At 68.6% G+C, this 22,194-nt stretch carries 22 protein-coding genes and 2 tRNA genes; 19 read left to right on the forward strand and 5 right to left on the reverse strand.

The features are described 5' to 3' along the window. Positions 1 to 3: 3 nt before the first annotated feature. Complete coding sequence (locus tag ACMW4R_RS13085) at positions 4 to 1,245, reverse strand: mechanosensitive ion channel family protein (protein WP_058596068.1); 1,242 nt, start codon at positions 1,243 to 1,245, stop codon at positions 4 to 6. Positions 1,246 to 1,340: 95 nt separating this feature from the next. Next, positions 1,341 to 3,890, reverse strand: a complete 2,550-nt coding sequence (pepN, locus tag ACMW4R_RS13090; protein ID WP_418300116.1) for an aminopeptidase N — start codon at positions 3,888 to 3,890, stop codon at positions 1,341 to 1,343. A 148-nt stretch (positions 3,891 to 4,038) separates the two neighbouring features. Here pepN and ACMW4R_RS13095 point away from each other — a divergent pair, with 148 nt between their 5' ends. The 5 genes from ACMW4R_RS13095 (at position 4,039) to ACMW4R_RS13115 (ending at position 9,094) form a co-directional block, all read left to right on the forward strand. Beyond that, entirely contained in the window at positions 4,039 to 5,226 is a 1,188-nt protein-coding gene (locus ACMW4R_RS13095; protein ID WP_058614414.1) for a ferrochelatase, read from the forward strand. 91 nt (positions 5,227 to 5,317) lie between these two features. Then, positions 5,318 to 5,860 carry a ribose-5-phosphate isomerase gene (locus ACMW4R_RS13100; RefSeq protein ID WP_058596065.1) on the forward strand — a complete coding sequence of 181 codons (543 nt, stop codon included), beginning with the start codon at positions 5,318 to 5,320 and terminating at the stop codon, positions 5,858 to 5,860. Further along, entirely contained in the window at positions 5,860 to 6,852 is a 993-nt protein-coding gene (locus ACMW4R_RS13105; protein ID WP_058596064.1) for an Fpg/Nei family DNA glycosylase, read from the forward strand. The genes ACMW4R_RS13100 and ACMW4R_RS13105 overlap by 1 nt, the downstream gene beginning before the upstream one ends. 128 nt (positions 6,853 to 6,980) lie before the next feature. After that, a complete protein-coding gene (locus ACMW4R_RS13110) occupies positions 6,981 to 7,604 on the forward strand; it encodes an FMN-binding negative transcriptional regulator (RefSeq protein WP_193754825.1) in 624 nt (207 codons plus the stop codon). Then, entirely contained in the window at positions 7,601 to 9,094 is a 1,494-nt protein-coding gene (locus ACMW4R_RS13115) for an amidohydrolase (protein WP_418300117.1), read from the forward strand. The genes ACMW4R_RS13110 and ACMW4R_RS13115 overlap by 4 nt, the downstream gene beginning before the upstream one ends. Positions 9,095 to 9,159: 65 nt before the next feature. Here ACMW4R_RS13115 and ACMW4R_RS13120 read toward each other — a convergent pair whose 3' ends face one another. Next, complete coding sequence (locus tag ACMW4R_RS13120; protein WP_058596062.1) at positions 9,160 to 9,645, reverse strand: Dps family protein; 486 nt, start codon at positions 9,643 to 9,645, stop codon at positions 9,160 to 9,162. A gap of 168 nt (positions 9,646 to 9,813) precedes the next feature. Between ACMW4R_RS13120 and ACMW4R_RS13125 the strand changes: the two genes are divergently transcribed. Then, a complete protein-coding gene (locus ACMW4R_RS13125) occupies positions 9,814 to 10,533 on the forward strand; it encodes an alpha/beta hydrolase family protein (RefSeq protein WP_418300118.1) in 720 nt (239 codons plus the stop codon). Next, positions 10,530 to 11,072 carry a gamma carbonic anhydrase family protein gene (locus ACMW4R_RS13130; protein WP_418300119.1) on the forward strand — a complete coding sequence of 181 codons (543 nt, stop codon included), beginning with the start codon at positions 10,530 to 10,532 and terminating at the stop codon, positions 11,070 to 11,072. Before ACMW4R_RS13125 ends, ACMW4R_RS13130 begins: the two co-directional genes overlap by 4 nt. An 81-nt stretch (positions 11,073 to 11,153) precedes the next feature. Here the strand turns inward: ACMW4R_RS13130 and ACMW4R_RS13135 are convergent, their stop codons facing one another. After that, positions 11,154 to 12,296 (reverse strand): sensor histidine kinase, encoded by a 1,143-nt coding sequence (locus ACMW4R_RS13135; protein WP_058626762.1) that lies wholly within the window; start codon positions 12,294 to 12,296, stop codon positions 11,154 to 11,156. 307 nt (positions 12,297 to 12,603) lie between these two features. Between ACMW4R_RS13135 and ACMW4R_RS13140 the strand changes: the two genes are divergently transcribed. From ACMW4R_RS13140 to ACMW4R_RS13160, 5 genes are all read left to right on the forward strand, one after another. Continuing rightward, positions 12,604 to 13,254 carry a response regulator gene (locus ACMW4R_RS13140; RefSeq protein WP_418300120.1) on the forward strand — a complete coding sequence of 217 codons (651 nt, stop codon included), beginning with the start codon at positions 12,604 to 12,606 and terminating at the stop codon, positions 13,252 to 13,254. Positions 13,255 to 13,363: 109 nt separating this feature from the next. Continuing rightward, on the forward strand, positions 13,364 to 14,056 hold the full coding sequence (locus ACMW4R_RS13145) for a hypothetical protein (RefSeq protein ID WP_058626764.1): 693 nt from the start codon (positions 13,364 to 13,366) through the stop codon (positions 14,054 to 14,056). Next, a complete protein-coding gene (locus tag ACMW4R_RS13150) occupies positions 14,053 to 14,643 on the forward strand; it encodes an SdpA family antimicrobial peptide system protein (protein WP_058626765.1) in 591 nt (196 codons plus the stop codon). The genes ACMW4R_RS13145 and ACMW4R_RS13150 overlap by 4 nt, the downstream gene beginning before the upstream one ends. Continuing rightward, entirely contained in the window at positions 14,630 to 15,610 is a 981-nt protein-coding gene (locus ACMW4R_RS13155; protein ID WP_153003297.1) for an HTTM domain-containing protein, read from the forward strand. Before ACMW4R_RS13150 ends, ACMW4R_RS13155 begins: the two co-directional genes overlap by 14 nt. Continuing rightward, the gene (locus ACMW4R_RS13160) at positions 15,607 to 15,954 is read left to right on the forward strand and encodes an SdpI family protein (protein WP_418300121.1); all 348 of its coding nucleotides are present in this window, start codon (positions 15,607 to 15,609) and stop codon (positions 15,952 to 15,954) included. Before ACMW4R_RS13155 ends, ACMW4R_RS13160 begins: the two co-directional genes overlap by 4 nt. A gap of 137 nt (positions 15,955 to 16,091) precedes the next feature. On the opposite strand, the gene ACMW4R_RS13165 is transcribed toward ACMW4R_RS13160, so the two are convergent. Continuing rightward, positions 16,092 to 16,165: transfer RNA gene (locus ACMW4R_RS13165), tRNA-Gly, on the reverse strand. A gap of 191 nt (positions 16,166 to 16,356) precedes the next feature. Here ACMW4R_RS13165 and ACMW4R_RS13170 point away from each other — a divergent pair. The 7 genes from ACMW4R_RS13170 (at position 16,357) to ACMW4R_RS13200 (ending at position 22,050) form a co-directional block, all read left to right on the forward strand. Beyond that, positions 16,357 to 16,430 (forward strand) — tRNA-Pro (locus tag ACMW4R_RS13170). 72 nt (positions 16,431 to 16,502) lie between these two features. Then, a complete protein-coding gene (gene tig, locus ACMW4R_RS13175) occupies positions 16,503 to 18,032 on the forward strand; it encodes a trigger factor (protein ID WP_418300122.1) in 1,530 nt (509 codons plus the stop codon). Positions 18,033 to 18,212: 180 nt separating this feature from the next. After that, positions 18,213 to 18,701 carry a tetratricopeptide repeat protein gene (locus ACMW4R_RS13180; RefSeq protein ID WP_418300123.1) on the forward strand — a complete coding sequence of 163 codons (489 nt, stop codon included), beginning with the start codon at positions 18,213 to 18,215 and terminating at the stop codon, positions 18,699 to 18,701. A gap of 78 nt (positions 18,702 to 18,779) precedes the next feature. Beyond that, entirely contained in the window at positions 18,780 to 19,364 is a 585-nt protein-coding gene (locus ACMW4R_RS13185; protein ID WP_013586418.1) for an ATP-dependent Clp protease proteolytic subunit, read from the forward strand. Positions 19,365 to 19,387: 23 nt separating this feature from the next. Continuing rightward, positions 19,388 to 20,050 carry an ATP-dependent Clp protease proteolytic subunit gene (locus tag ACMW4R_RS13190; protein WP_058596255.1) on the forward strand — a complete coding sequence of 221 codons (663 nt, stop codon included), beginning with the start codon at positions 19,388 to 19,390 and terminating at the stop codon, positions 20,048 to 20,050. Positions 20,051 to 20,218: 168 nt separating this feature from the next. Continuing rightward, positions 20,219 to 21,487: an ATP-dependent Clp protease ATP-binding subunit ClpX gene (gene clpX, locus ACMW4R_RS13195; protein ID WP_058231495.1), complete on the forward strand. Its 1,269-nt coding sequence runs from the start codon at positions 20,219 to 20,221 to the stop codon at positions 21,485 to 21,487. Between the two features lie 5 nt (positions 21,488 to 21,492). Continuing rightward, positions 21,493 to 22,050 carry a hypothetical protein gene (locus ACMW4R_RS13200; RefSeq protein ID WP_418300124.1) on the forward strand — a complete coding sequence of 186 codons (558 nt, stop codon included), beginning with the start codon at positions 21,493 to 21,495 and terminating at the stop codon, positions 22,048 to 22,050. Positions 22,051 to 22,194: the final 144 nt, after the last annotated feature.

Below are 22,194 nucleotides of genomic sequence, written 5' to 3' on the forward strand. Positions count from 1 at the left end.
CGCTCACGGGGTGTCCTTCTCGTCAGCCCGAACAGCGGGCGGGGTCGGCTTGGGCTGGTCGACGCCCGGCGCGTCCGGCAGGTTCACGACGGCCGTCGGGGTGTCGTCCCGCACGGCCTTCTTCTTCTTGACCCGGGGCGGCACGTCGGACGCGCGGTCCTCGACCGTCTCGGACACCTCGAGCTTCCGACCACGGGGGCGCCACCGCGGCCGCTCCGCGCCGGGGGCCACCTGCGTCTCCTTGGTCTTCGGCGGGTGCGCGCCCCGAACGCTCTGCGCGCCCTCGGGCCCGGTGAGCGTGATCGAGTTGAGCTGCGGCAGGGCGATCCCCATCGCGTCGATCGCGCGCTTCAGCCGGGCGCGCAGCTCGCGAGCGACGTCGTCTTTCGCGCTTGATCGGGTCTTCATGACGAGCCGGATGACGAGGGCGTCGCCGCTGATCGACTCCAGCCCCCAGATCTCGGGCTGCTCGATGATGCGCGAGCGCCACTTCGGCTCCTTCGCCATGGCCTTCGCAGCGGTGAGCATCGCGGTCTCGACATCGTCCAGATCGGCGTCCGTTGGAACCGCGAGGTCGATGATGACGCGCGACCACCCCTGCGACATGTTGCCGATGCGCGTGATCTCGCCGTTGCGGACGTACCAGAGGGTGCCGTTCACGTCGCGGACGTGGGTGATGCGCACGCTCACGAACTCGACGATGCCGGTCGCGAGACCGAGGTCGACGACGTCGCCGATACCGATCTGGTCTTCGGCGACGATGAAGATGCCGTTCAGCACGTCCTTGACGATGTTCTGGGCGCCGAAGCCGAGTCCGGCACCGACGGCCGCCGTCAGCAGCGTGAGGGATGCCAGCGCGTCGGGAGCCACGATGGTGGCTATCCACACCAGGGCGACGACGACCAGGATCACGTTGACGATGTTCTGGAGGATCGTGCCGAGGGTTCGCGTCCGCTGGACGAGACGGACCGCGCTGAGCGGGGATCTGTCGAGCGCCTGCGTGTCGTCGACCCGGGCCTTGCTCTTGGCGCCGTTGACGATGCGGTCGACCACTCGGCGGATGATCACGCGGAGGAGCCACGCGGCGACCGCGACGCCGACGATGATGCCCAGGATCTGCAGCAGGACGCCACCGAACCCGAGCAGCTGGCCGCCGATCCAGGTCCAGGTGTCGATGCTCGTCAGGTTGCCCGGGTCGACGGACTGCGAGGGAGACGGTTCGGGGACTTCGGCGAGAAGTGACATCCCTCCCATCGTAACGAGCGGCTCCTCAGCGCGGCCTGGAAACGACGGATGCCCCCGCTCTGAGGGAGTGGAGGCATCCGAGGTCAGGGCGGGCGTTACACCGCGTCGCGCTCCTGAACGGCCAGGGCGCGCTCCACTCCGGCGAGGTTCTCGCTCACCAGTCGGCGGAGCGCCGGCGCGGCGTCCTTGTGCTCGGCGAGCCAGCCACGCGTGGCGTCGCGCAGAGCCGCGCTCGCGAGAGCGGCGGGATACAGACCCACGATGAGGTACTGCGCGATCTGGTAGCTACGCGACTCCCAGATCGGCAGCAGCATCGCGAAGTAGGGCTCGACGAAGTCGGCCAGGACTTCGACGGTCGCCGGGTTGGTGAAGCCCGCAGCGGTGGAGCGCACGATCGTGTTGGGAGCGTCGGTGCGTTCGATGAGCGAGTCCCACGCCTCCTGCTTCGCCTCGTGCGACGGCAGCGACGCCTTGGCCATCGCCGCGAACTCTCCGCCCTTCGCCGTGTTGTCGGCGGCGCGCGCCTCATCGATTTCGGCCGCGGTGACGGCGCCCGCCGAGGCGAGCGACACCAGCAGCTGCCACGACAGATCGGTGTCGATGGTCAGACCCTCGAGCGTGATCTCTCCGTCGCGCAGAGCTTTCACGGTCTCGGCGTGCGCGGGAGTGGATGCCGCCGACGCGAACGCCGTGACGAACTGCAGCTGGCTGTCGCTGCCGGCCTCAGCCGCTTGCGCGAGCTCCCACAGACCGTCCGCGACGCGTTCGCGCGACGCCTCCCGCTTCGCGGGCGCGACGTACGAGTTCGCCGCGAGCTGCAGCTGGGCCAGCGTCGTGCGGACGGTGGTCGACTCGGTCTCGGAGCCGATGTTGCGCAGCACGAGGTCGAGGTAGTCGGTTGCCGAGGCCTCGGCATCCCGAGTCTGATCCCACGCGGCGCCCCAGACGAGCGAGCGCGCCAGGGGGTCGGAGATGTCCTTCAGGTGCGCGATGGCCGTGGCGAGCGACCGCTCGTCGAGGCGGATCTTCGCGTAGGCGAGGTCGTTGTCGTTCAGCAGGACGAGGTCGGGACGACGGATGCCGCGCAGTTCGGGCACCTCGGTGCGGTCGCCGTCGACATCGATCTCGACGTGATGCACGCGCTCGAGGGCGCCGGCATCGTTCAACGAGTAGAAGCCGACGCCCAGGCGGTGGGGACGGATGGTGGGGTAGTCGGCGGGGGCGGTCTGCACGATCGCGAAGCGCGAGACGGTGCCGTCCGCGCCTTCCTCGATGAGCGGGGTGAGGGTGTTGACGCCCGCGGTCTCGAGCCACTTCTTCGCCCAGTCGCCGAGGTCGCGACCGCTGGTGGCCTCGAGCTCGACGAGAAGATCGCCCACCTCGGTGTTCGACCACTGGTGCTTCTGGAAGTACGCCGCGACACCGGCGAAGAACTGCTCGATGCCGACCCAGGCGGCGAGCTGCTTGAGCACCGATCCACCCTTCGCGTACGTGATGCCGTCGAAGTTGACCTGCACGTCCTCGAGGTCGTTGATCTCGGCGACGACGGGGTGGGTCGACGGCAGCTGGTCCTGACGGTACGCCCAGGTCTTCTCCATCGCGTTGAAGGTCGTCCAGGCGGCCTCCCACTCGGTCGCCTCGGCCGTGGCGATGGTCGACGCCCACTCGGCGAACGACTCGTTCAACCAGAGGTCGTTCCACCACTTCATCGTGACGAGGTCGCCGAACCACATGTGGGCGAGCTCGTGCAGGATCGTGACGACGCGGCGCTCCTTCACGGCATCCGTCACCTTGCTCCGGAAGACGTAGGTCTCGGTGAACGTCACCGCACCGGCGTTCTCCATCGCGCCCGCGTTGAACTCGGGCACGAACAGCTGGTCGTACTTGGCGAAGGGGTAGGGGAAGCCGAACTTCTCCTCGAAGTAGGCGAAGCCCTGGCGGGTCTTCTCGAAGACGTAGTCGGCATCCAGGTACTGCCAGAGGCTCTTGCGCGCGAAGACACCGAGGGGGATGACGCGGCCGTCGGCGCTCGTCAGCTCGCTGTAGGTCGCCTCGTAAGGGCCGGCCACGAGCGCGGTGATGTACGACGAGATGCGCGGCGTCGCGGGGAAGACCCAGCGGGCGACGTCGTCGGAGACGGCCACCGGCTCGGGGGTGGGGGAGTTCGAGACGACCTTCCAGCGCGCGGGCGCCGTGACCGAGAACGTGAACTCGGCCTTCAGGTCGGGCTGCTCGAACACCGTGTACATGCGGCGGGAGTCGGGCACCTCGAACTGCGAGTAGAGGTAGACCTCGCCGTCGACGGGGTCGACGAAGCGGTGCAGACCCTCACCCGTGTTCGTGTACTCGCAATCGGCTTCGACGACGAGCTCGTTCTCGGAGGCCAGGTCATCGAGCGCGATGCGCGAGTCGGCGAACACCGCAGCGGGGTCGAGCGTGCGACCGTTCAGCGTGACGGAGTGGACCGTTCGTGCGATGAGGTCGATGAACGTCGAGGCGCCCTCGGTGGCGGCGAAGGTCACCACGGTGCGCGAGGAGAAGACCTCGTCGCCGCGGGTGAGGTCGAGCTGCACGTCGTAGGCGCGCGTGTCGACGATCGCGCGACGCTCCTGTGCTTCGATGCGGGTGAGGTTCTCTCCTGGCACTGGCGTACTCCCTGGGATGAGGGTGGATCGCCGCAGAAAGCGCTCTCGCGGATGACGACGAACGCCGTCGGCGACGATGACAACCAGATAAGCCTAGTCACGAGATAACCCGCATCCTGCCCCGTCGAGCAGGTGGGAGGATGTCACCGTGAGCACGACCGACACGGACACCAACCCTGAGACCGTCCTCTACGCGTCGCCCGCCGCGGCGTCCGGACCCAAGTGGGTCGAGACCCCCGTGGCGTACGACGGCATCCTCCTCGCCGGCTTCGGCGGGCCGGAGGGCCAGGACGACGTCATCCCCTTCCTGCGCAACGTCACGCGCGGACGCGGCATCCCCGATGAGCGCCTCGAAGAGGTCGCCCACCACTACCGCCACTTCGGCGGCGTGAGCCCGATCAACCAGCACAACCGCGAACTGAAGGCGGCGCTGGAGGCGGAGATCGCGAAGCGCGGACTGGGTCTCCCCGTCTACTGGGGCAACCGCAACTGGGCGCCGTACCTCGAAGAGGCCGTGACCGAGGCCGCCGAGGCCGGAGACACCACTCTTCTCGCCATCGCGACGAGCGCCTACAGCTCGTTCTCGAGCTGCCGCCAGTACCGCGAGGACTACGCCCGCGTGCTCGAGGCAACCGGCCTCGGCGAGACGGTGACCATCGACAAGGTGCGCCAGTTCTTCGACCACCCGGGCTTCGTCTCGACCTTCGTCGAGGGTGTGAAGGCCGCCGTGTCCGAATTCACGGCGGACGGCATCGCCCCCGAGAAGATCCGCGTCCTCTTCTCGACCCACTCGATCCCCACCGCCGACGCGCAGCGGTCCGGCCCGCGGGACGTGGACTTTGGCGAGGGCGGTGCGTACGAGGCCCAGCACAAGGCCGTGGCGGCGTTCGTCATGGCCGAGGTGGCTGCGGCCGTCGCCGACGTCGAATGGGAGCTCGTCTACCAGTCGCGCTCCGGCCCGCCGACGCAGCCCTGGCTCGAGCCCGATGTCAACGACGTGATCGCGGAGCTCCCCGACCGCGGAGCGGAGGCCGTCGTGATCGTGCCGCTCGGCTTCGTGAGCGACCACATGGAGGTGCTCTGGGACCTCGACACTGAAGCGATGGAGGCGGCGGAGGAAGCCGGCATCCGGGCGGTGCGCACGCCCACGCCCGGCATCGACCCGGCGTACGTGTCCGGCCTCATCGATCTCGTCGAGGAGCGGTTGAAGGGCACACCCAAGTCCGAGCGGCCGCACCTGACGGATCTCGGACCCTGGTACGACGTGTGCCGCCCGGGGTGCTGCGAGAACATCCGCGCGGGCTTCAAACCGGTCGCCGCGGGCCTGCGGCCTTGACGACGTGATCGATGCCGTCCGTTCTCTCGAGGAGAGCGGACGGCATCGTCATGTCCGCCCGGGTGTCGGTGGCCCTCAATAGGATGAGCGCATGCGAATCCACCTCGGCACCGATCACGCCGGTCTCGAATTCTCGACCCAGATCCAGCACCACCTCGCCGCGCAGGGGCACGAGGTCGTCGACCACGGTCCGATTGAGTACGACCCGCTCGACGATTACCCCGCGTTCTGCATCCGGGCCGCGCAGGCCGTCGTGCGCGATCAGGCCGACGGGGTCGAGGCGCTCGGCGTCGTGTTCGGCGGATCGGGCAACGGCGAGCAGATCGCGGCCAACAAGGTCCTCGGTGTGCGCGCGGCCCTGGTGTGGAGCATCGCGACGGCGGAGCTGGCTCGCGAGCACAACGACGCGAACGTGATCGCGATCGGCGCTCGTCAGCACACGTTCGAGGAAGCCTCGTCGTTCATCGACCGCTTCATCGCCACGCCGTTCTCGGGCGAGGAGCGCCACGCCCGTCGCATCGCGCAGCTTGCGGCGTACGAGCAGGACGGCGTCCTGCTGCCCGACCCGCGCGAAGGACGCGCGCAAGCCGACGTCCTCGCGGCCGGCGACTCGTTCGACCCCGAGGCAGGCTGATGCCCGAAGGGCATTCCGTCCACCGCATCGCTCGGCAGTTCGCGCGGAACATCGTCGGCCGCACGGTCTCGGCATCCAGTCCGCAAGGGCGGTTCGTCGAGGGCGCGTCGGTGATCGACGGGCGAGAGGCGATCGACGTGCGCGCGGTCGGCAAGCAGATGTTCCTGGCCTTCGACGGCGACGTGTGGTTGCGCGTACACCTCGGGATGTACGGCGCCTGGGACTTCTCGGGTGAGATTGCCGTCGACGCGACCATCGCCTCGGCGAACGGGCGCATGGGGCACACCAACCAGCGCGGGACCGTCATCGATGACAACCCGATCCTGGATGCCGCCGGCGAGAACTCCCTGAGCTCGATCGGTGCTCCGCGGCGCACACGTGTGCGGATGTCGGAGCAGACCACCGGGCTCGAAGAGCAGGTGGAGTGGCCGCCCCCGGTGGTGGGGGCGGTGCGGCTGCGGTTGCTCACCGAGGCCACGTGCGCCGACCTGCGTGGCCCGACGGCCTGCGTCCTGCAGTCTCCGGATGAGGTCGCCGCGACCATCGCGAAGCTCGGACCGGATCCGCTCGTCGACGACGTGACCGAGGGTGAGGAGCGTTTCGTCGCGACGGTGAGGAAGAAGCCGACGGCGATCGGTCTGCTTCTGATGGACCAATCCGTGGTCAGCGGTATCGGCAACGTCTACCGCGCCGAGATCCTCTTCCGCGCGCGGCAGAACCCGCACACGCCGGGGCGCGATGTGCCAGAGGATGTCGTGCGCGAGATGTGGCGCGACTGGGTGCGGCTCCTCTCGATCGGTGTCGAGACCGGTCAGATGATGACGATGGACGACCTCGACCCCGAGGCGTACCGTCGCGCGATGGCGCACCGCGACGACCGGCACTGGGTGTACCACCGTGCCGGGTTGCCCTGCCGTGTGTGCGGGACGACGGTCCTGATGGAAGAGGCGGCCGGGCGCAAGCTGTACTGGTGCCCGCGGTGTCAGGCGTGACGGGGGTGCCGGTCCCTTCGACAGGCTCAGGGACCAGAGCAGGCACCGGTAGGGGCTGTGGCGACGGCGCACCGCGGAGGCGGCTGAGCCTGTCGAAGCCACCGGGACCGGCGATCTAGGCTGAAACGGTGCGTCAGAACCCCAGCTTCGCGATGACCGATGTCAGCGAGCTCCGCCGTCTCATCGACCATCACCCTTGGGTCACCCTGGTCAGCCAGGGTGATACTGGTCTCGTCGCCTCTCACTACGCGGTCCTCCTCGACGACGACCGCGACGATCTCACGATCGTCGGCCACGTCGGCAAGCCCGACGACGCGATCCTCGGCCTGGGCGAGAAGGAGCTCCTCGTCGTCGTCCAGGGCCCGCACGGGTACATCACGCCGAAGTGGTACGGGGACGTCCCGGCGGTTCCGACCTGGAACTTCGTGTCGGCGCACCTCTCCGGCATCCCGGAGCTGTTGAGCCCGGCCGAGAACCTGCGCGTTCTCGAGCGCCTTGTTGAGCGGTTCGAGGGGACCGGCGACGAGGCGCGTGGCCTGTACACGCTCCCGAACGACGTGGCCTTCGTCGAGCGTCTCGAGCAGGGCACCGTGGGTTTCCGGCTCACGCCCACGCGGGTGACCGCCAAGCGCAAGCTGAGTCAGAACAAGGCTCCCGAGGTCGTCGACACGATCATCGCGGGACTCACGGAGCACAATCCCGCCCTGGCGGCCGAGATGAGCCGTGCAGCCGCAGCTCGGGTGCGACCGTGATCGGCGAGAACGTCGGTTTCGTCCGCGCGGTGCGGGTCGCCGGTCCGGGTCGGGAGCTGCTGCCGACCCTCGAGCCCGTCGACCTCGTCATCGAGAACGGTGTCATCGCCGACATCGCACCGACCGGCAACCTGAAGCCCACGGGGCTGGTCCTCGACGGCGAGGGCGGATGGCTCCTTCCCGGGCTGTGGGATCACCATGTTCACGTGCTGCAGTGGGCACTGTCCGCCGACCGCGTGCCCCTCAGTGAGGTCGCGTCCGCACACGATGCGGCGACGATCATGGCTCTGGCGCCCGAAATCGACGGCCGCCGAGTCGGCTCCGGCTTCCGTGACGGCCTCTGGCCCGATACCCCGACTCTGCGCATGCTGGATGCCACGACGGGCGAGGTTCCGACCTACCTCATCAACGCGGACGTCCACAGCGTGTGGATGAACTCCGCTGCTTTTCGGCGCGAGGGCTTCAAGCCCGTGGCATCCGGGCTCCTCCGCGAGGAGGACGCGTTCGAGATCTCCCGCCGTCTGAACGCGGTGGAGCCCCGAATCGCCGATCGTTCGGTCGAGCGGATGGCGAGCGCGGCCGCCGCCCGCGGGATCGTCGGCCTCGTCGACCTCGACATGACCTGGAACGACGAGCCGTGGCAGCGGCGTGTCGCCCGGGGATTCGACACCCTGCGCATCTCGTACGGCACGTACCCGCAGCACCTCGACCGAGCGATCGCCGAAGGTCTGCGCACGGGCGACAGCGTACGCGGGGCGGCACACGATCTCGTGCGCGTCGGACCGTTGAAGGCCATCACCGACGGCTCGCTGGGAACGCGGACGGCGGCCTGCGCCCATCACTACCCCGGCGAGATCGACAATCACGGCCTGCTGACCATCGCGCCCGACGAACTGGTCGAGATGATGACCAGGGCGACGGCGGCGGGTCTCGAATGCGCCATCCACGCGATCGGCGACATCGCGAACGCGCACGCGCTCGACGCGTACGCGCTGACCGGCGCGGTGGGCACCATCGAGCACGCCCAGCTCGTCGCGCACAGCGACATCCCGCGCTTCGCCCGGCTCGGGGTCGCCGCGAGCGTGCAGCCCGAGCACGCGCTCGATGACCGCGACATGACGGATGCCATCTGGGCCGAGCAGTCCGCTCAGCCCTACCCCCTGCGGGCGCTGGCCGACAGCGGCGCAAACCTGCGCTTCGGATCGGACGCCCCGGTCGCTCCTCTCGACCCGTGGGCGGCGATGGCCTCGGCGGTGTTCCGCACGCGGGACGGACGCGATGCCTGGCAACCCCACGAGCGGGTGGGCATCGAGACGGCGATCGCGGCATCCACCGCCGGCGGGTCGACCGCACCGGCCGAGATCACCCCCGGGGCCCTGGCCGACCTCGTCGTCGTGGGGGCCGACCCGTTCGCCGCCGACGAGAGAGGCCTTCGGTCGATGCCGGTTCGCGCGACGCTGCTCGCCGGCCGCGTCACCCACGGCGCCTGAGTCCGGCCGCGCACGAACGACGAAGGGGGCGGTGCCGAAGCACCGCCCCCTTCGCGCGAAAATTCTTACGCGGCGAGGTGCGCGAAGAGGAACCAGCGGTCCTTGTCGAGGCCGCGCTTGATCTCGATCGCGACGTCCTGGCTCGACATGTCGATCTCATCGAGGCCCTCGATGGCCGCCTCGATGTCGACCAGAACGGCGTCGATGTCGGCGATGACGGCGCGGATCACGACGTCCGACGGGGCGAAGCCGGCGGGAACCTCGGTGGCCTTCGCCTTGGCCGCGACGGTCGAGAGACGGGAGTCGATCGGGAGCCCCAGGGCGACGATGCGCTCAGCGGCCAGGTCGGCCCAGTCCTGCGCGTGAGCGACGACGGAGTCGAGGAGCTCGTGGACGCCGATGAAGTTCGAGCCGCGCACGTGCCAGTGAGCCTGCTTTCCGTTGACGACGAGGGCCTCGAGGCCGATGACGACGGGGGAGAGGAACTGGGCGGTGCCGGCGGCCATCGTGGGGTCGACGGTGGTGGCGGCGGGGGTCTGAACGGTGCTCATTTTCTGCTCCTTCTCGCAGCGAACGAAGTCTGATGGATGTAACGCTACTCACGCGACAGCATTCCGCAAGCAAGTTGAGGCTCGGCTAAATCCCTGATGAATAGGCAATCCTCACCTCACTCGCCGCGTCAGCTGCGCCTTTCGACTGACGCGTGTGAGGATCGGCGCATGCCGCATCACACCCCGCGCACCGAGGCGTACGGAGATCATCCCGACCAGTGGGTACGAATCGTCGGTGTCGCCTCCGCTGAGCTCGTCTTCTGCTTCGTCCACGGTGGGTACTGGCGCCCTCGTTACACGGCGGAGCTGATGGATCCGCTCGTCGAGCGCATCGCCCACGGCGAGGCTGGCGTGGCCGCGGTGAACATCGAGTATCGCCGCGAGGGTGACGTCGTCGCCATGCAGGCCGATGTGCGCACCGCCCTCCGCCGTGCCCGGCAGCTCTTTCCCGACGCCGTTCGCGTGGTGGTCGGCCATTCGGCCGGCGGCCACCTCGCCCTGGTCTGCGCCGACGAAGCGGAGCTCATCTTGGCGCTGGCCCCGGTGACGGATCTCGTCGGCGGGTACGCGGCCCATATCGGCTCCGATGCCGTCGCCGAGCTCATGGGGACGTCCCCCTCGGAGAGCCCCGCCGCTTACGACGCCGTGACCCCCCAGCCTTCGTTGGTGCCGACTCTCGTCGTGCACGGCGCCGACGACGACCGCGTCCCGGTGAGCCACGGTCGCGATTTCGCGCAACGCGCCCGCGAGACCGGCGCTCCCGTCGACCTCTTCGAGTTCGCACAGCTCGACCACATGCTGCTCATCGACCCCGACGGGCCTCACTGGCCGGCCCTCGAGGGCTGGGTGCGCAGCCGACGGCACGACCGACGGAAGGATGCCTCATGACCATCGCCCCGGACGCATCGATCCTCGCCCTCCCCGACGCGACACCCGACGTCCACGGCGACGCTTTCGTGGCATCCGGCGCTCGAGTGATCGGGGATGTCGTCCTGGGGTCAGGGGCGAGCGTCTGGTACAACGCCGTCTTGCGCGGGGACAGCGCCCCGATCGTCGTGGGGGCTCGGTCGAACGTGCAGGACAACGTGTCGGTCCACGTCGACAGCGGACGCCCCGTCACGATCGGAACGGACGTGTCGATCGGACACAACGCGGTCCTCCACGGCTGCACGATCGGCGACGGCTCCCTCATCGGAATGGGGAGCGTGATCCTCTCTGGTGCCGAGATCGGACCGGGATGCCTCGTCGCCGGGGGAGCGGTGGTGCTGGAGGGGACGGTGGTGCCGGCCGGCTCGCTGGTCGCCGGCGTCCCCGCGAAGGTGAGGCGCGCCCTGAGCGAGGAGGAGCGCGAGAAGATTCTGCGCAACGCGTCGACCTACCTCGCCCATACGTTGCGCCACGAAGGTGCCCGCGCGGCCGCCCGATAGGCCTTCTTCCTCCCTCGGCAACGCGCGCCCGGACGCGCTCGAGCGTCGCGGGGGCGGCGCCCGCGAGTCAGTGCAACGACCTCACGTGACGGGGACGACGGCCCGCAGCGCCCATCCATCGGAGGTCGGCCCGGCAACGAGTTCTCCCGAGAAGAGGGCGAGCCTCTCCCTCGTGCGCGCCATTCCGCGACCTCCGAGAGCACTCTCTGCGGGCGCGCGTCCGCGAGAGCGGTTGTTGCGCACCTCCAGCGTGATCTCGTCCGCGTGCCTCGCGACCTGGATGACCGCGCCCGTCGCCCCGGGGGCGTGCTTGATGATGTTCATGGCCGACTCCGTGATCGTCTCCACGAGAACCTCCGCGACACCCGGAGGTAGATCGGCCGTTCCCGACACGCTCACGCGAGCGCGGATGCCGGCATCCCGAAGCTTCTGTGCGAGCGCTTCGGCGGCCCCCGACACGTCGACGGGCGCCGCTTCCTCGGACCGGGAGGAGGCGCGCTGGGGCGCGTCTCTCATGACGGCGAGCAGGGACTGTGCGCTGCGGAGCGCCCGGCTCGCCGAGTCCTCGATGGTCGTGAGCGAGACCTGGCGGGACTGCTCGTCGGGCTGCTTCGGAAGAGCGCGGGCGTGGAAGAGCAGCAGCGTCAGATCATGCGCGATGCCGTCGTGCAGTTCATCCGCGATACGGTCCTGCTGAAGGCGGGAGATCTCTTCGAAGGCGCGCGCGATCCGGGCTCGCTGCGCCAGCAGGAACTCGTCGCGGGCGGTGAACAGTCGGACGGTGATTCCTGCGAGGAGCGCGACGACGGCGCAGACCAGGATCCCGTAGACGCCGTTTGTCACGAGCGTCGATTCGGCGACCACCAGATAGACGCTCAACGCTCCCAGCAGACCGACGTGGAGCATGATGACGGCGGGCACGCATGTCGCTGCCACGAGGACGAGCGCCACGCCGAGTTCGAGCAGGTCGCCCCCGCTGCCGGTGAGGACAGCGCTCGTCCCGCAGATCGCCATGGTCATCAGCGCCGCGCCGAGCGGGCGCCACGCGAACAACGCGAGGCTCGAGTACAACCCCAGGGCCAGGAGGTCTCCGCGCGCGATCTCGCCACTCGCGGTCATGACGCCGATCTGCACGCAGACGAGCACGGCGACGACGAGGAGGAGAAGCAGCCGGAAGAACGGGTGCAGCTCGCGCGCTCGCCAGAACACAGCCGTTCTCAGCATGCGCGTCAGAGAGAACGGCGCCTCCGTCTCCAGAGCCTCGGACCGGGACCCGGGCCCGGACACTGTCGACCCTCGCGACGGGAAACCTTCAGGCACAGAACCCCAGGAGCTGGCAGATGATGTCGCCGAGGTCGAGGGGCGCGATCCCTGCCGCCGTCGTCGGAAGAACGATGTCGGATACCAGGTGGTTCAGCATGTTGTCTCCTTCTCGTCGCCCTCGACCATACCCGGCCCCCTTCCTCAGCTCGGCGGAGCGGCCCGCTGCAGAGACGCTTTCGCCCGATCGCCGCCCGGGTAGCGTGGAGGGGTGAACGGGCCCATCCGCGTGCTCATCGTCGACGACGAAGCCCTGCTGCGGCACGCCCTGCGTGCGTTTCTCTCCGCGGACGATCGCGTCGATCTCGTAGGCGAGGCCGCGGACGGAGTCGAGGCACTCGAGGCCTACCCCGCGTGCGCTCCCGACGTCGTCCTCATGGACATCAAGATGCCCCGCCTCGGCGGTATTGAGACCACGCGTCGACTCGTCGAGCAGGATCCCCACTATCGTGTCATCGCCCTGACGACGTTCACGACCGAATGGCGGGCTCTCGAGATGCTGAAGGCGGGCGCGGCCGGCTATCTGGTCAAAGACTCGACGCCCGAGCAGATCGTCGACGCCATCATCGCGGCGTATCAGGGAGATCGCGTCGTCTCGCCCGAGGTGCAGCGGACGTTCGTGCTCGATTCCCTCGACGAGGAGAACCCCCGCACGGCGCCATCGGAGGCTCTGAGCGAGCGCGAGAGAGAGATCGTCGGGCTGATCGCACGTGGTCTCTCCAACGTCGAGATCGCCGAGGCGCTGCACTACGCGGAGAGCACGGTCAAGGCGGACATCCGCAACATCAACCGTCTGTGGCAGGTCGAGAACCGCCTCCAGGTCGTCCTGCGTGCGGCTCAGCTCGGAGTCGTCTCGCTCTGACGGGCACTACTCGCACTTCGTAGCCCTAGGGCTACACCTGCCTTCTCGCCTGGATTCGGGCACCCGCACGTGGACATCCTGGATCGGAACATCCATCCGAGGAGGAACGATGAAGAAGCTGCTCACATCCATCGCGTGGGGGACGACCATCGTCCTCGCCGTCAGTGCGGGTACGGCCACAGCCGCTATGGCCACCACCAGTCCCGCTCCCCAGACCCAGCAGGTCGTCCAGAGCGGATACTCGACCGAACAGATGCTCGATGGCATCGTCTTCAACCGGGGCGTGGTCGCCGCCGACCTCGACATCGTCGTCGCTCTCCCGGAGAACATGACCGCCGCGGACGTCGCCGAATACGACGAGGTGGTCTCGACGCTGCGCACGTCCATGCTGACGCGTGACGCCGACGCTCTCGCGGTCGCGGCCGAGCAGATGACCTCGGGCGACCCGTATCAGGTCGAGACCGCGCTCGCCGCCTACCGAACGAGCTTCGAAGCGGCGATGGATGCCGAATACCCCGGCGTCCGCGAGGACCACCAGATCATCACGCCCATGTGCGGCCTGATCGCGGTCTGCGGCGCCGTCTCCGTCGCCGCGATCGCTCTCGGCGCCGCGATCGCCGTCGTGACGTTCAACGTCGCCGGCGGCGTCAACATCATCTACCTGGAGAACGGGCTGTGGGACGGAAACTCGTTCACCGGTGCGCGGAGCGCGCCCACGGACGAGTCAGGCAGCGAGAAGCCCCAGGGCCTCAGCGCTACCGACACGGTGCGCTTCCTCGCCACCAACCTCGCGGGGAAGTGACCGGCGAAGCGCGCGCCCACCGCGTTCCCCGTCGCTGGGCGGTCTGGATCGCCCTGCTGGTTCCGGCGGTGCTGATCACCGTCGTCGCCGTCGGCTCTGTCGTCGGCAATCGCGCGCGTGCGAACGTGCTGCACCCGCAGGGGCCGCCCCCTGCGGGTGCAGTCGTGGCGGACACGTTCCGTCAGGGGTGGGGCTTCTTCACCCGGGATGCGCGGGAGGATCGCATCGATCTCTTCATCGACATCGACGGGCAGTGGCAGCGGTCGTCCGCGGGGGTCATGGCGACCGCCGATCACCTCTTCGGCGCGAATCGCACACAGCGCGCCTACATGGCCGACGTCGCCTACCTGAGCGCGGAACTCGAACAGGACGCGTGGGAGGGCTGCGCCGGGGGAACGAGCCAGGAGGCGCTCGAAACCTGCTCATCGACGGCATCCGAAACCGTCATCTCCGCCCGACCGATCGCACAGATCCCGTGCGACGAACGGGTCATCGTGACGAAAGAACGGACGATCCCGTTCGCGTACGCAGGTCTCACCGACCAGCGTCAGCTGGAAGTGCAGGTGATCCGCATTGACTGCGATTAGGTCATTCGCCTCGACCCGCTTCACCGCGGCGACGGATGCCATCGTGGCGTGGGGGTCGACGGACCGCCTGGGCCGGTGGGTGCAGGTCGTCCGATCGCTGCTTGCGCTCGGCACCTTCCTGACCCTCGTGGTCAATCCCGCGGCCATCCTGCTGCACTTCCCGACGGGCGTGGTGCCCGACGAGTACTGCGGGGGTGTCCTCGGGCTCGGTGCGTTCTGCGTGTCGCCGTTCGACACCGACACCACTCGGTTGCTCCTCGCGGCGATGTGCGTCCCTCTGCTGATCGGCTTCCTGCCCGCGGTGACCGGTCCGCTGCACTGGTACGCCGCGTTCACCGTCGCCAGCAACACTCTCGGTGTCGAGGGCGGAGACCAGCTCACCGTGAATCTCAGTGCGCTCCTGTGCCTGGCCTCTTTCGTCGACGGCCGGCTCTGGGGCTGGCGACCGCGGAGAAGCGGGGCCGATCGCCCGCTCTCGAATATCTGGGTCGGCGTGATCCTGTTCGCCGCTCGTCTGCAGGTCGCCTACGTCTACTTCGAGGCAGCGATCGTCAAGCTCAGCAACCCGCTGTGGTCGGACGGCACCGCCATGTGGCTGTGGGTGCAGAACGGAGGGTTCGGCGCGACTCCCGCGGTCTCCGCGGCGCTGCAGTCGCTGCTCGCCCACCCCGCGGTCGCGGTGGCGGCGACCTGGGGCACGATCGCTCTCGAGTTGTTCCTCTGCCTCACCATCGTCTTCGCCTCCGCCCCTCGACGCCGCCTCCGCCTGTTCGCGCTCGTGTGCGGCATCCTGTTCCATCTGGCGATCGCCGTCGTGATGGGCTTGGTGACGTTCGGCGTCGTCATGGCGGCGGCCCTGCTGGTGGCGCTGCACCGCGCAGATGATCCCCTGCCCCGCCGCGCGGCGACCGAATCCGCCCCGCAGCGCGAACCCGAAACTTCCATCCTGAACGGAGAACCCCGATGATCATCGCCATCAGTACCGCCATTCCGCTCCTCGCCGCGGGTGTCCTCATCCTGTGGACCGCCTATCGCGCCTACCGGCAGATCCTGCCGATGAACTTCTGGATCGGAATTCGCACGGCGACGACACTCCGATCCAATGAGGCCTGGCGCGCGGGGCACGCAGCCGCAGCGATTCCCATCGCGGTCGGAGGCATCGGCCTGATCGTCGCCGCGGCGGCCGCCGTCTTCGCGGGGGAGGAGTACGCCATCTACGCCGCGATGGCGGGCTGCGCCTGGATCGTCGTCTGGCTGATCATCGGATCCGTCGCGGCGGGGAAGGCGGCGAACCGCGTTCCCCAGGGTTGACGGCCGTTTCCGGAACGGCTCCCGTCGAGCACCCCATCGCGGGTTCGACGGGAGCCGTTTCGACGTTCACGGGAGCGGGGGCGCTCGCGTCGGAAAGCCGGAGGATGGCAGCGAAGAGACCTGCAGATCAGCAGGAGTGGAGGGGATGACGGGAATCGAACCCGCACCATCAGTTTGGAAGACTGAGGCTCTACCATTGAGCTACATCCCCGCGGCGGCGAACCGCAGCGTCGTCCACTCTACTTCACGAACGGACGTGCCATGAACACCGCGTCGTTCCCGAGTCCCTCCCGTGTCGTCCCGGTCGGCGGGAAACTCCGGATCTCGCGGGCGACAGCCCCCGCGACCTGATCGTCTAGACTCTCAGGGGTCGTTTCGTCGAACGCGCACCGCGCGTCGCCCCGGGGCGTAGCTCAGCTTGGTAGAGCGCCCGCTTTGGGAGCGGGAGGCCGCAGGTTCAAATCCTGTCGCCCCGACGTGACGGCCCCCAGACCACAGGCCTAGCCGGCCCCCGCGTGCGCGCGGGCCACACAAGGAGAACACACCGCATGGTCAACAGCACCGTCGAGAAGCTCAGCCCGACCCGGGTCAAGCTCCACATCACGGTCTCGCCCGACGAGCTCAAGCCGAGCATCGCGCACGCGTACGAGCACATCGCCCGCGACGTGCAGATCCCCGGCTTCCGCAAGGGCAAGGTCCCCGCGCCCATCATCGACCAGCGCATGGGCCGTGGCGCCGTCATCGAGCACGCCGTCAACGAGGGTCTCGACGGGTTCTACCGCGAGGCTGTCGAGGCGCAGGAGCTGCGTGTCATCGGCCGTCCCAACGCCGAGATCGTCGAGCTCCCCGACCTCAAGGACTTCTCGGGTGACCTGGTCGTCGACGTCGAGGTCGACGTCCGCCCCGAGTTCGACCTTCCCGCTTACGACAGCATCACCGTGACCGTCGACGCCGTCGAGGCCGACGAAGCGGGGATCGACGCCGAACTCGATCGCCTTCGCGCGCGCTTCGGCACGCTCGTGACGGTCGACCGTCCCGCCGCGAAGGGCGACTTCGTCGAGCTCGACCTCGTCGCCACGATCGACGGCACCGAGATCGACCGCGCCGAGGGCGTGTCGTACGAGGTCGGCTCCGGCGAGCTGCTCGAGGGCATCGACGAGGCCATCGACTCGCTCACCGCCGACGAGGAGACCACGTTCCGCTCGAAGCTCGTCGGTGGCGACCACGCCGGCGAAGAGGCCGAGGTCTCGGTCAAGATCACGGCCGTCAAGGAGCGCGAGCTCCCCGAGGCCGACGACGACTTCGCGCAGATGGCATCCGAGTTCGACACCATCGCCGAGCTCCGCGAGTCGCTCAGCGAGCGCGTCTCGCAGCAGGCCGTGTTCACGCAGGGCTCCGCCGCGCGCGACAAGTTCATCGACGCCCTCCTCGAGGCCGTCGAGATCCCCGTCCCGCCGCAGCTCATCGAGGACGAGGTGCACAACCACCTCGAGGGCGAGAACCGTCTCGAGGACGACGTCCACCGCGCCGAGGTCACCGAGGCGAGCGAGAAGCAGTTCCGCACGCAGATGGTGCTCGACAAGATCGCCGAAGACGCCGACGTGCAGGTGTCGCAGGACGAGCTGACCCAGTACCTCATCCAGTCGGCTGCGCAGTACAACATGGCGCCGCAGGACTTCGTGAACGCGCTGCAGCAGGGCAACCAGCTCCCCGCGCTCGTCGGCGAGGTCGCCCGCAACAAGGCGCTCGCGATCGCGCTCGGCAAGGTCACCGTCGTCGACACCAACGGCAAGCCCGTCGACCTGACCGGATTCGTCGCGGTCGAGGGTGAAGAGGCTGCCGCGGAGGACGAGGTCGTCGAAGAGGCGCAGGAGATCGCGGATGCCGCGGCCGACGCCGACGCCGTCATCGACGCCGAAGAGGCCCCCGCCAAGGCTCCGGCCAAGAAGCGCGCCCCGGCGAAGAAGAAGGCCGCCGACGCGCCCGCCGCTGACGAGGCCCCGGCCGACGAAGCGCCCGAGAAGGCTCCGGCCAAGAAGCGCGCCCCCGCGAAGAAGAAGGCCGCGGACAGCGAGTAAGTCGTGACGAGGGGGCGGATGCCATGGCATCCGCCCCCTTTCGCGTTCCCGGGACCGCGCTACCGAAACGCGCACCCGAACAGAACCGTCGAGTGTCCAAGACACGCCGCAATGCCCGGTGGGGAAACGGCGTGTCTTGGACAGTCGGCGGGCACCGCACAGAGAAGGATCGGGCCCATCATGAACGACTGGCAGAACCGAGTGGACGCCGTCTGGGCGGACGAGACCCTCACGCCCGGTGACGTGATCGAGCGGATCGACGCGCTCTCGAGCGAACGGCCGGAGGACGACGCGGTGGCCCTGTTCGAGCGAGCGGGTGCACGCGACTCGGCCGGTGTCGAGGACGAGGCGGAGGTCCTCTACCGCCGTGCCCTCGCGCTCGGTCTCGACGACGAGCGCCGCACTCGCGCGACGATCCAGCTCGCCAGCACCATCCGCAACCTGGGCAAGACCGCCGAAGCCCTCGCGATGCTGCGCGCGGAGTACGAGCGCGAACCGCGCGGACCCCTGCACGACGCGGCTGCGGCGTTCTACGCGCTGGCGCTGGTGTCGAGCGGCGAGTCCGAGCGGGCGGCATCCATCGCCCTTCAGGCCCTCGCCCCGCACCTTCCGCGCTATACCCGGTCGGTGACCGGATACGCGCGAGAAATCGCCGACGACCGCGTCTGATCCGCCCGCGGCGAACACGGCATCCCGCCCCGGAACGCGCCGGTAGATTCGTTGCAGATCACCGGAAGAGGAGCACAAATGCCCGAACCCCTTATGGCAACGAGCGTCTTCGACAGGCTGCTGAAGGACCGCATCATCTGGCTCGGTTCGGAGGTGCGTGACGAGAACGCCAACGAGATCTGCGCGAAGATCCTCCTGCTCGCCGCAGAAGACCCGCAGAAGGACATCTACCTCTACATCAACTCGCCCGGCGGCTCGATCACGGCCGGCATGGCGATCTACGACACGATGCAGTTCGTGCCGAACGACATCGTCACCGTCGGTATCGGCATGGCGGCCTCGATGGGGCAGCTGCTGCTGACGAGCGGCACCAAGGGCAAGCGTTACATCACGCCCAACGCCCGCGTACTTCTCCACCAGCCCCACGGCGGGTTCGGCGGAACGTCGAGCGACATCCAGACGCAGGCTCAGCTCATCCTCGACATGAAGCGCCGCCTCGCCGAGATCACGGCCTCGCAGACCGGCAAGAGCGTCGAGCAGATCAACGCCGACGGTGACCGCGACCGCTGGTTCACCGCTCAGGAAGCCCTCGAGTACGGCTTCGTCGACCACATGCGCGAACACGCCACCGACGTCACCGGCGGCGGCGGAACCGCGGCCTGAGTCGAGAGGAAAAGGACACCGATATGAACATCCCCACCTTCGGCGGCGCTGCGGCGCACATGCCTTCGAGCCGCTACGTCCTTCCTCAGTTCGAGGAGCGCACCGCCTACGGCTACAAACGTCAGGACCCCTACAACAAGCTGTTCGAGGACCGCGTCATCTTCCTGGGCGTCCAGGTCGACGACGCCTCGGCAGACGACGTCATGGCCCAGCTGCTCGTTCTCGAGTCGCAGGACCCCGACCGCGACATCATCATGTACATCAACTCGCCCGGTGGCTCGTTCACGGCCATGACGGCGATCTACGACACGATGCAGTACGTCTCGCCGCAGATCCAGACGGTCGTGCTCGGACAGGCCGCGTCCGCGGCATCCGTCCTGCTCGCCGCCGGCGCGCCCGGCAAGCGTCTCGCCCTGCCCAACGCCCGCATCCTGATCCACCAGCCCGCGATGGGCGAGGCCGGTCACGGACAGGCGTCGGACATCGAGATCCAGGCCGCCGAGATTCTGCGCATGCGCACCTGGCTCGAAGAGACCATGGCCCGCCACACGGGTCAGGACGCGGCGAAGGTCAACAAGGACATCGACCGCGACAAGATCCTCTCCGCCCAGGAGGCGATGGAGTACGGCATCGTCGACCAGGTGCTGACCACGCGCAAGCGTCAGCCGGCGGCACTCACCGCCTGATTCCCGCGCGTTCTCGACGACGCCCCGCAGACCCGTCTCGGTCTGCGGGGCGTCGTCTCGCGCGGATCACACCGGCACCGCGGGCGCAAATGCCCTCGGTTCGCTCGGGCACGGGTTAGGCTCGTGGCACACAGGCGTGAGGGCGCCGAGTGACGAGGAGGAACAGGCATGGCACGCATCGGAGAAAGCGCCGATCTGTTCAAATGCTCCTTCTGCGGAAAGAGCCAGAAGCAGGTGCAGCAGCTGATCGCCGGTCCGGGCGTGTACATCTGCGACGAGTGCGTCGAGCTCTGCAACGAGATCATCGAAGAGCGCATGGCCGAGTCCTCGGCCGGTGAGGTCGCCGAGTTCGACCTCCCGAAGCCGCGCGAGATCTTCTCGTTCCTCGAGGAGTACGTCGTCGGACAGGAGCCCGCGAAGCGCGCTCTCGCCGTCGCCGTCTACAACCACTACAAGCGCGTCCGTGCGCACGGCACCCTGCAGCCCGCCGAGGCGCGTGCCGAAGAGATCGACATCGCCAAGAGCAACATCCTGCTCCTCGGTCCGACCGGTTGCGGCAAGACCTACCTCGCGCAGACTCTCGCGAAGCGGTTGAACGTGCCCTTCGCGGTCGCGGATGCCACGGCTCTCACCGAGGCCGGCTACGTCGGCGAAGACGTCGAGAACATCCTCCTCAAGCTCCTGCAGGCAGCCGACTTCGACGTGAAGCGCGCCGAGACGGGCATCATCTACATCGACGAGGTCGACAAGATCGCCCGCAAGGCCGAGAACCCCTCGATCACGCGCGACGTGTCGGGCGAGGGCGTGCAGCAGGCGCTGTTGAAGATCCTCGAGGGCACGGTCGCCTCGGTGCCGCCGCAGGGCGGCCGGAAGCACCCGCACCAGGAGTTCATCCAGATCGACACGACGAACGTCCTGTTCATCGTGGCCGGGGCCTTCGCGGGTCTCGAAGAAATCATCTCGGCGCGCGTCGGCAAGCACGGCGTGGGCTTCGGCGCTCCGCTGCACCGCAAGGAGGACGCACCCGACCTCTTCAGCGAAGCGCTGCCCGAAGACCTGCACAAGTTCGGTCTCATCCCCGAGTTCATCGGTCGTCTCCCGGTCGTGGCATCCGTCTCGCCCCTTGACCAGGACGCGCTCATGGAGATCCTCACCGCTCCGCGCAACGCGCTCGTCAAGCAGTACCAGCGTATGTTCGAGCTCGACGGTGTGCAGCTCGAGTTCGACGAGGACGCGCTGCGCGCGATCGCCGACCTCGCCGTCGCCCGCAAGACGGGTGCGCGCGGACTGCGCGCAATCCTCGAGGACGTGCTCGGGCCGATCATGTTCGACGTGCCATCGTCCGACGACATCGCCAAGGTCGTCATCACGCGCGCGGCGGTCGAGGACGGTGCCCAGCCGACGATCGTCTTGGCGCAGAAGCGTCGCAGCGCCTGACACGCGTGGGGGCCTGGCGCGGGCGCGGTGCCTCGCTGCGCGTCCGGCCGTTCACCGTCGGCGGGATCGCGCGCGGTGCTCGACTGGTGCTCCGCGACACGCCGGACGCCGCTCTCTCGCTCGCTCTCGACGCCCTGCGCGAGGAGCGTTTCGACCTCGGGGACGATCGTGTGGCCCGGGCGCTGGGGGAGCGCGGCTCGGAGTGGGTCGCGCAGGACGTCCGCATCGGCCACCCGAATCCGTCGTGGAACACCGGATTCGTGGATGCCATGATGTCGGACACTCTTCTGACGGTGGTGCCCGGCCTCTGGCGTCACGCCACGCCGACCCTCGTCATGGCCAGTGCGCGGGCCCACCGCGAGGGCGCGGAGCTCGTCGCCTTCTCTCACGTCACCGTCCGAGGGTGGACCTCGTCGAACGACGCGGCCCCCCTGCTGAAAGCGGCTCTGGACCGGGTCGAGGCGTCGGGGAACGTCGTGTCGCGCGAGCCCCTGCACGGTGTCCCGAACGACGGAGCTCCGGCCTCCCAGGCTTTCGTGCGCGAGGTCCTGGGCTGGCGCTAGAGGGCGCATGGTGCCGGCCGCGCCGCGCTGCTGTGGCCGGCACCCGCGCGCGCAGCCGCCCATGAACACGATTCGCTCACAGAAACACGAGGAGAACGCGTTTCCGTGAGCGAACAGCGTTTATGCGGGTCGCCGCCGCCACCC

This window comes from Microbacterium sp. S1037 (assembly GCF_048381605.1).
Lineage (GTDB): Bacteria > Actinomycetota > Actinomycetes > Actinomycetales > Microbacteriaceae > Microbacterium > Microbacterium testaceum_B.

Excerpts from the sequence above, each read along its gene's own strand:
- ACMW4R_RS13180 (WP_418300123.1), top strand. The coding sequence starts at position 18,213 with ATGAACGACTGGCAGAACCGAGTGGACGCCGTCTGGGCGGACGAGACC.
- ACMW4R_RS13145 (WP_058626764.1), top strand. The coding sequence starts at position 13,364 with ATGAAGAAGCTGCTCACATCCATCGCGTGGGGGACGACCATCGTCCTC.
- ACMW4R_RS13160 (WP_418300121.1), top strand. The coding sequence starts at position 15,607 with ATGATCATCGCCATCAGTACCGCCATTCCGCTCCTCGCCGCGGGTGTC.
- ACMW4R_RS13100 (WP_058596065.1), top strand. The coding sequence starts at position 5,318 with ATGCGAATCCACCTCGGCACCGATCACGCCGGTCTCGAATTCTCGACC.
- ACMW4R_RS13125 (WP_418300118.1), top strand. The coding sequence starts at position 9,814 with ATGCCGCATCACACCCCGCGCACCGAGGCGTACGGAGATCATCCCGAC.
- ACMW4R_RS13185 (WP_013586418.1), top strand. The coding sequence starts at position 18,780 with ATGCCCGAACCCCTTATGGCAACGAGCGTCTTCGACAGGCTGCTGAAG.
- ACMW4R_RS13190 (WP_058596255.1), top strand. The coding sequence starts at position 19,388 with ATGAACATCCCCACCTTCGGCGGCGCTGCGGCGCACATGCCTTCGAGC.
- clpX (WP_058231495.1), top strand. The coding sequence starts at position 20,219 with ATGGCACGCATCGGAGAAAGCGCCGATCTGTTCAAATGCTCCTTCTGC.
- tig (WP_418300122.1), top strand. The coding sequence starts at position 16,503 with ATGGTCAACAGCACCGTCGAGAAGCTCAGCCCGACCCGGGTCAAGCTC.
- ACMW4R_RS13120 (WP_058596062.1), bottom strand. The coding sequence starts at position 9,645 with ATGAGCACCGTTCAGACCCCCGCCGCCACCACCGTCGACCCCACGATG.
- ACMW4R_RS13105 (WP_058596064.1), top strand. The coding sequence starts at position 5,860 with ATGCCCGAAGGGCATTCCGTCCACCGCATCGCTCGGCAGTTCGCGCGG.
- ACMW4R_RS13130 (WP_418300119.1), top strand. The coding sequence starts at position 10,530 with ATGACCATCGCCCCGGACGCATCGATCCTCGCCCTCCCCGACGCGACA.
- ACMW4R_RS13135 (WP_058626762.1), bottom strand. The coding sequence starts at position 12,296 with ATGCTGAGAACGGCTGTGTTCTGGCGAGCGCGCGAGCTGCACCCGTTC.
- ACMW4R_RS13085 (WP_058596068.1), bottom strand. The coding sequence starts at position 1,245 with ATGTCACTTCTCGCCGAAGTCCCCGAACCGTCTCCCTCGCAGTCCGTC.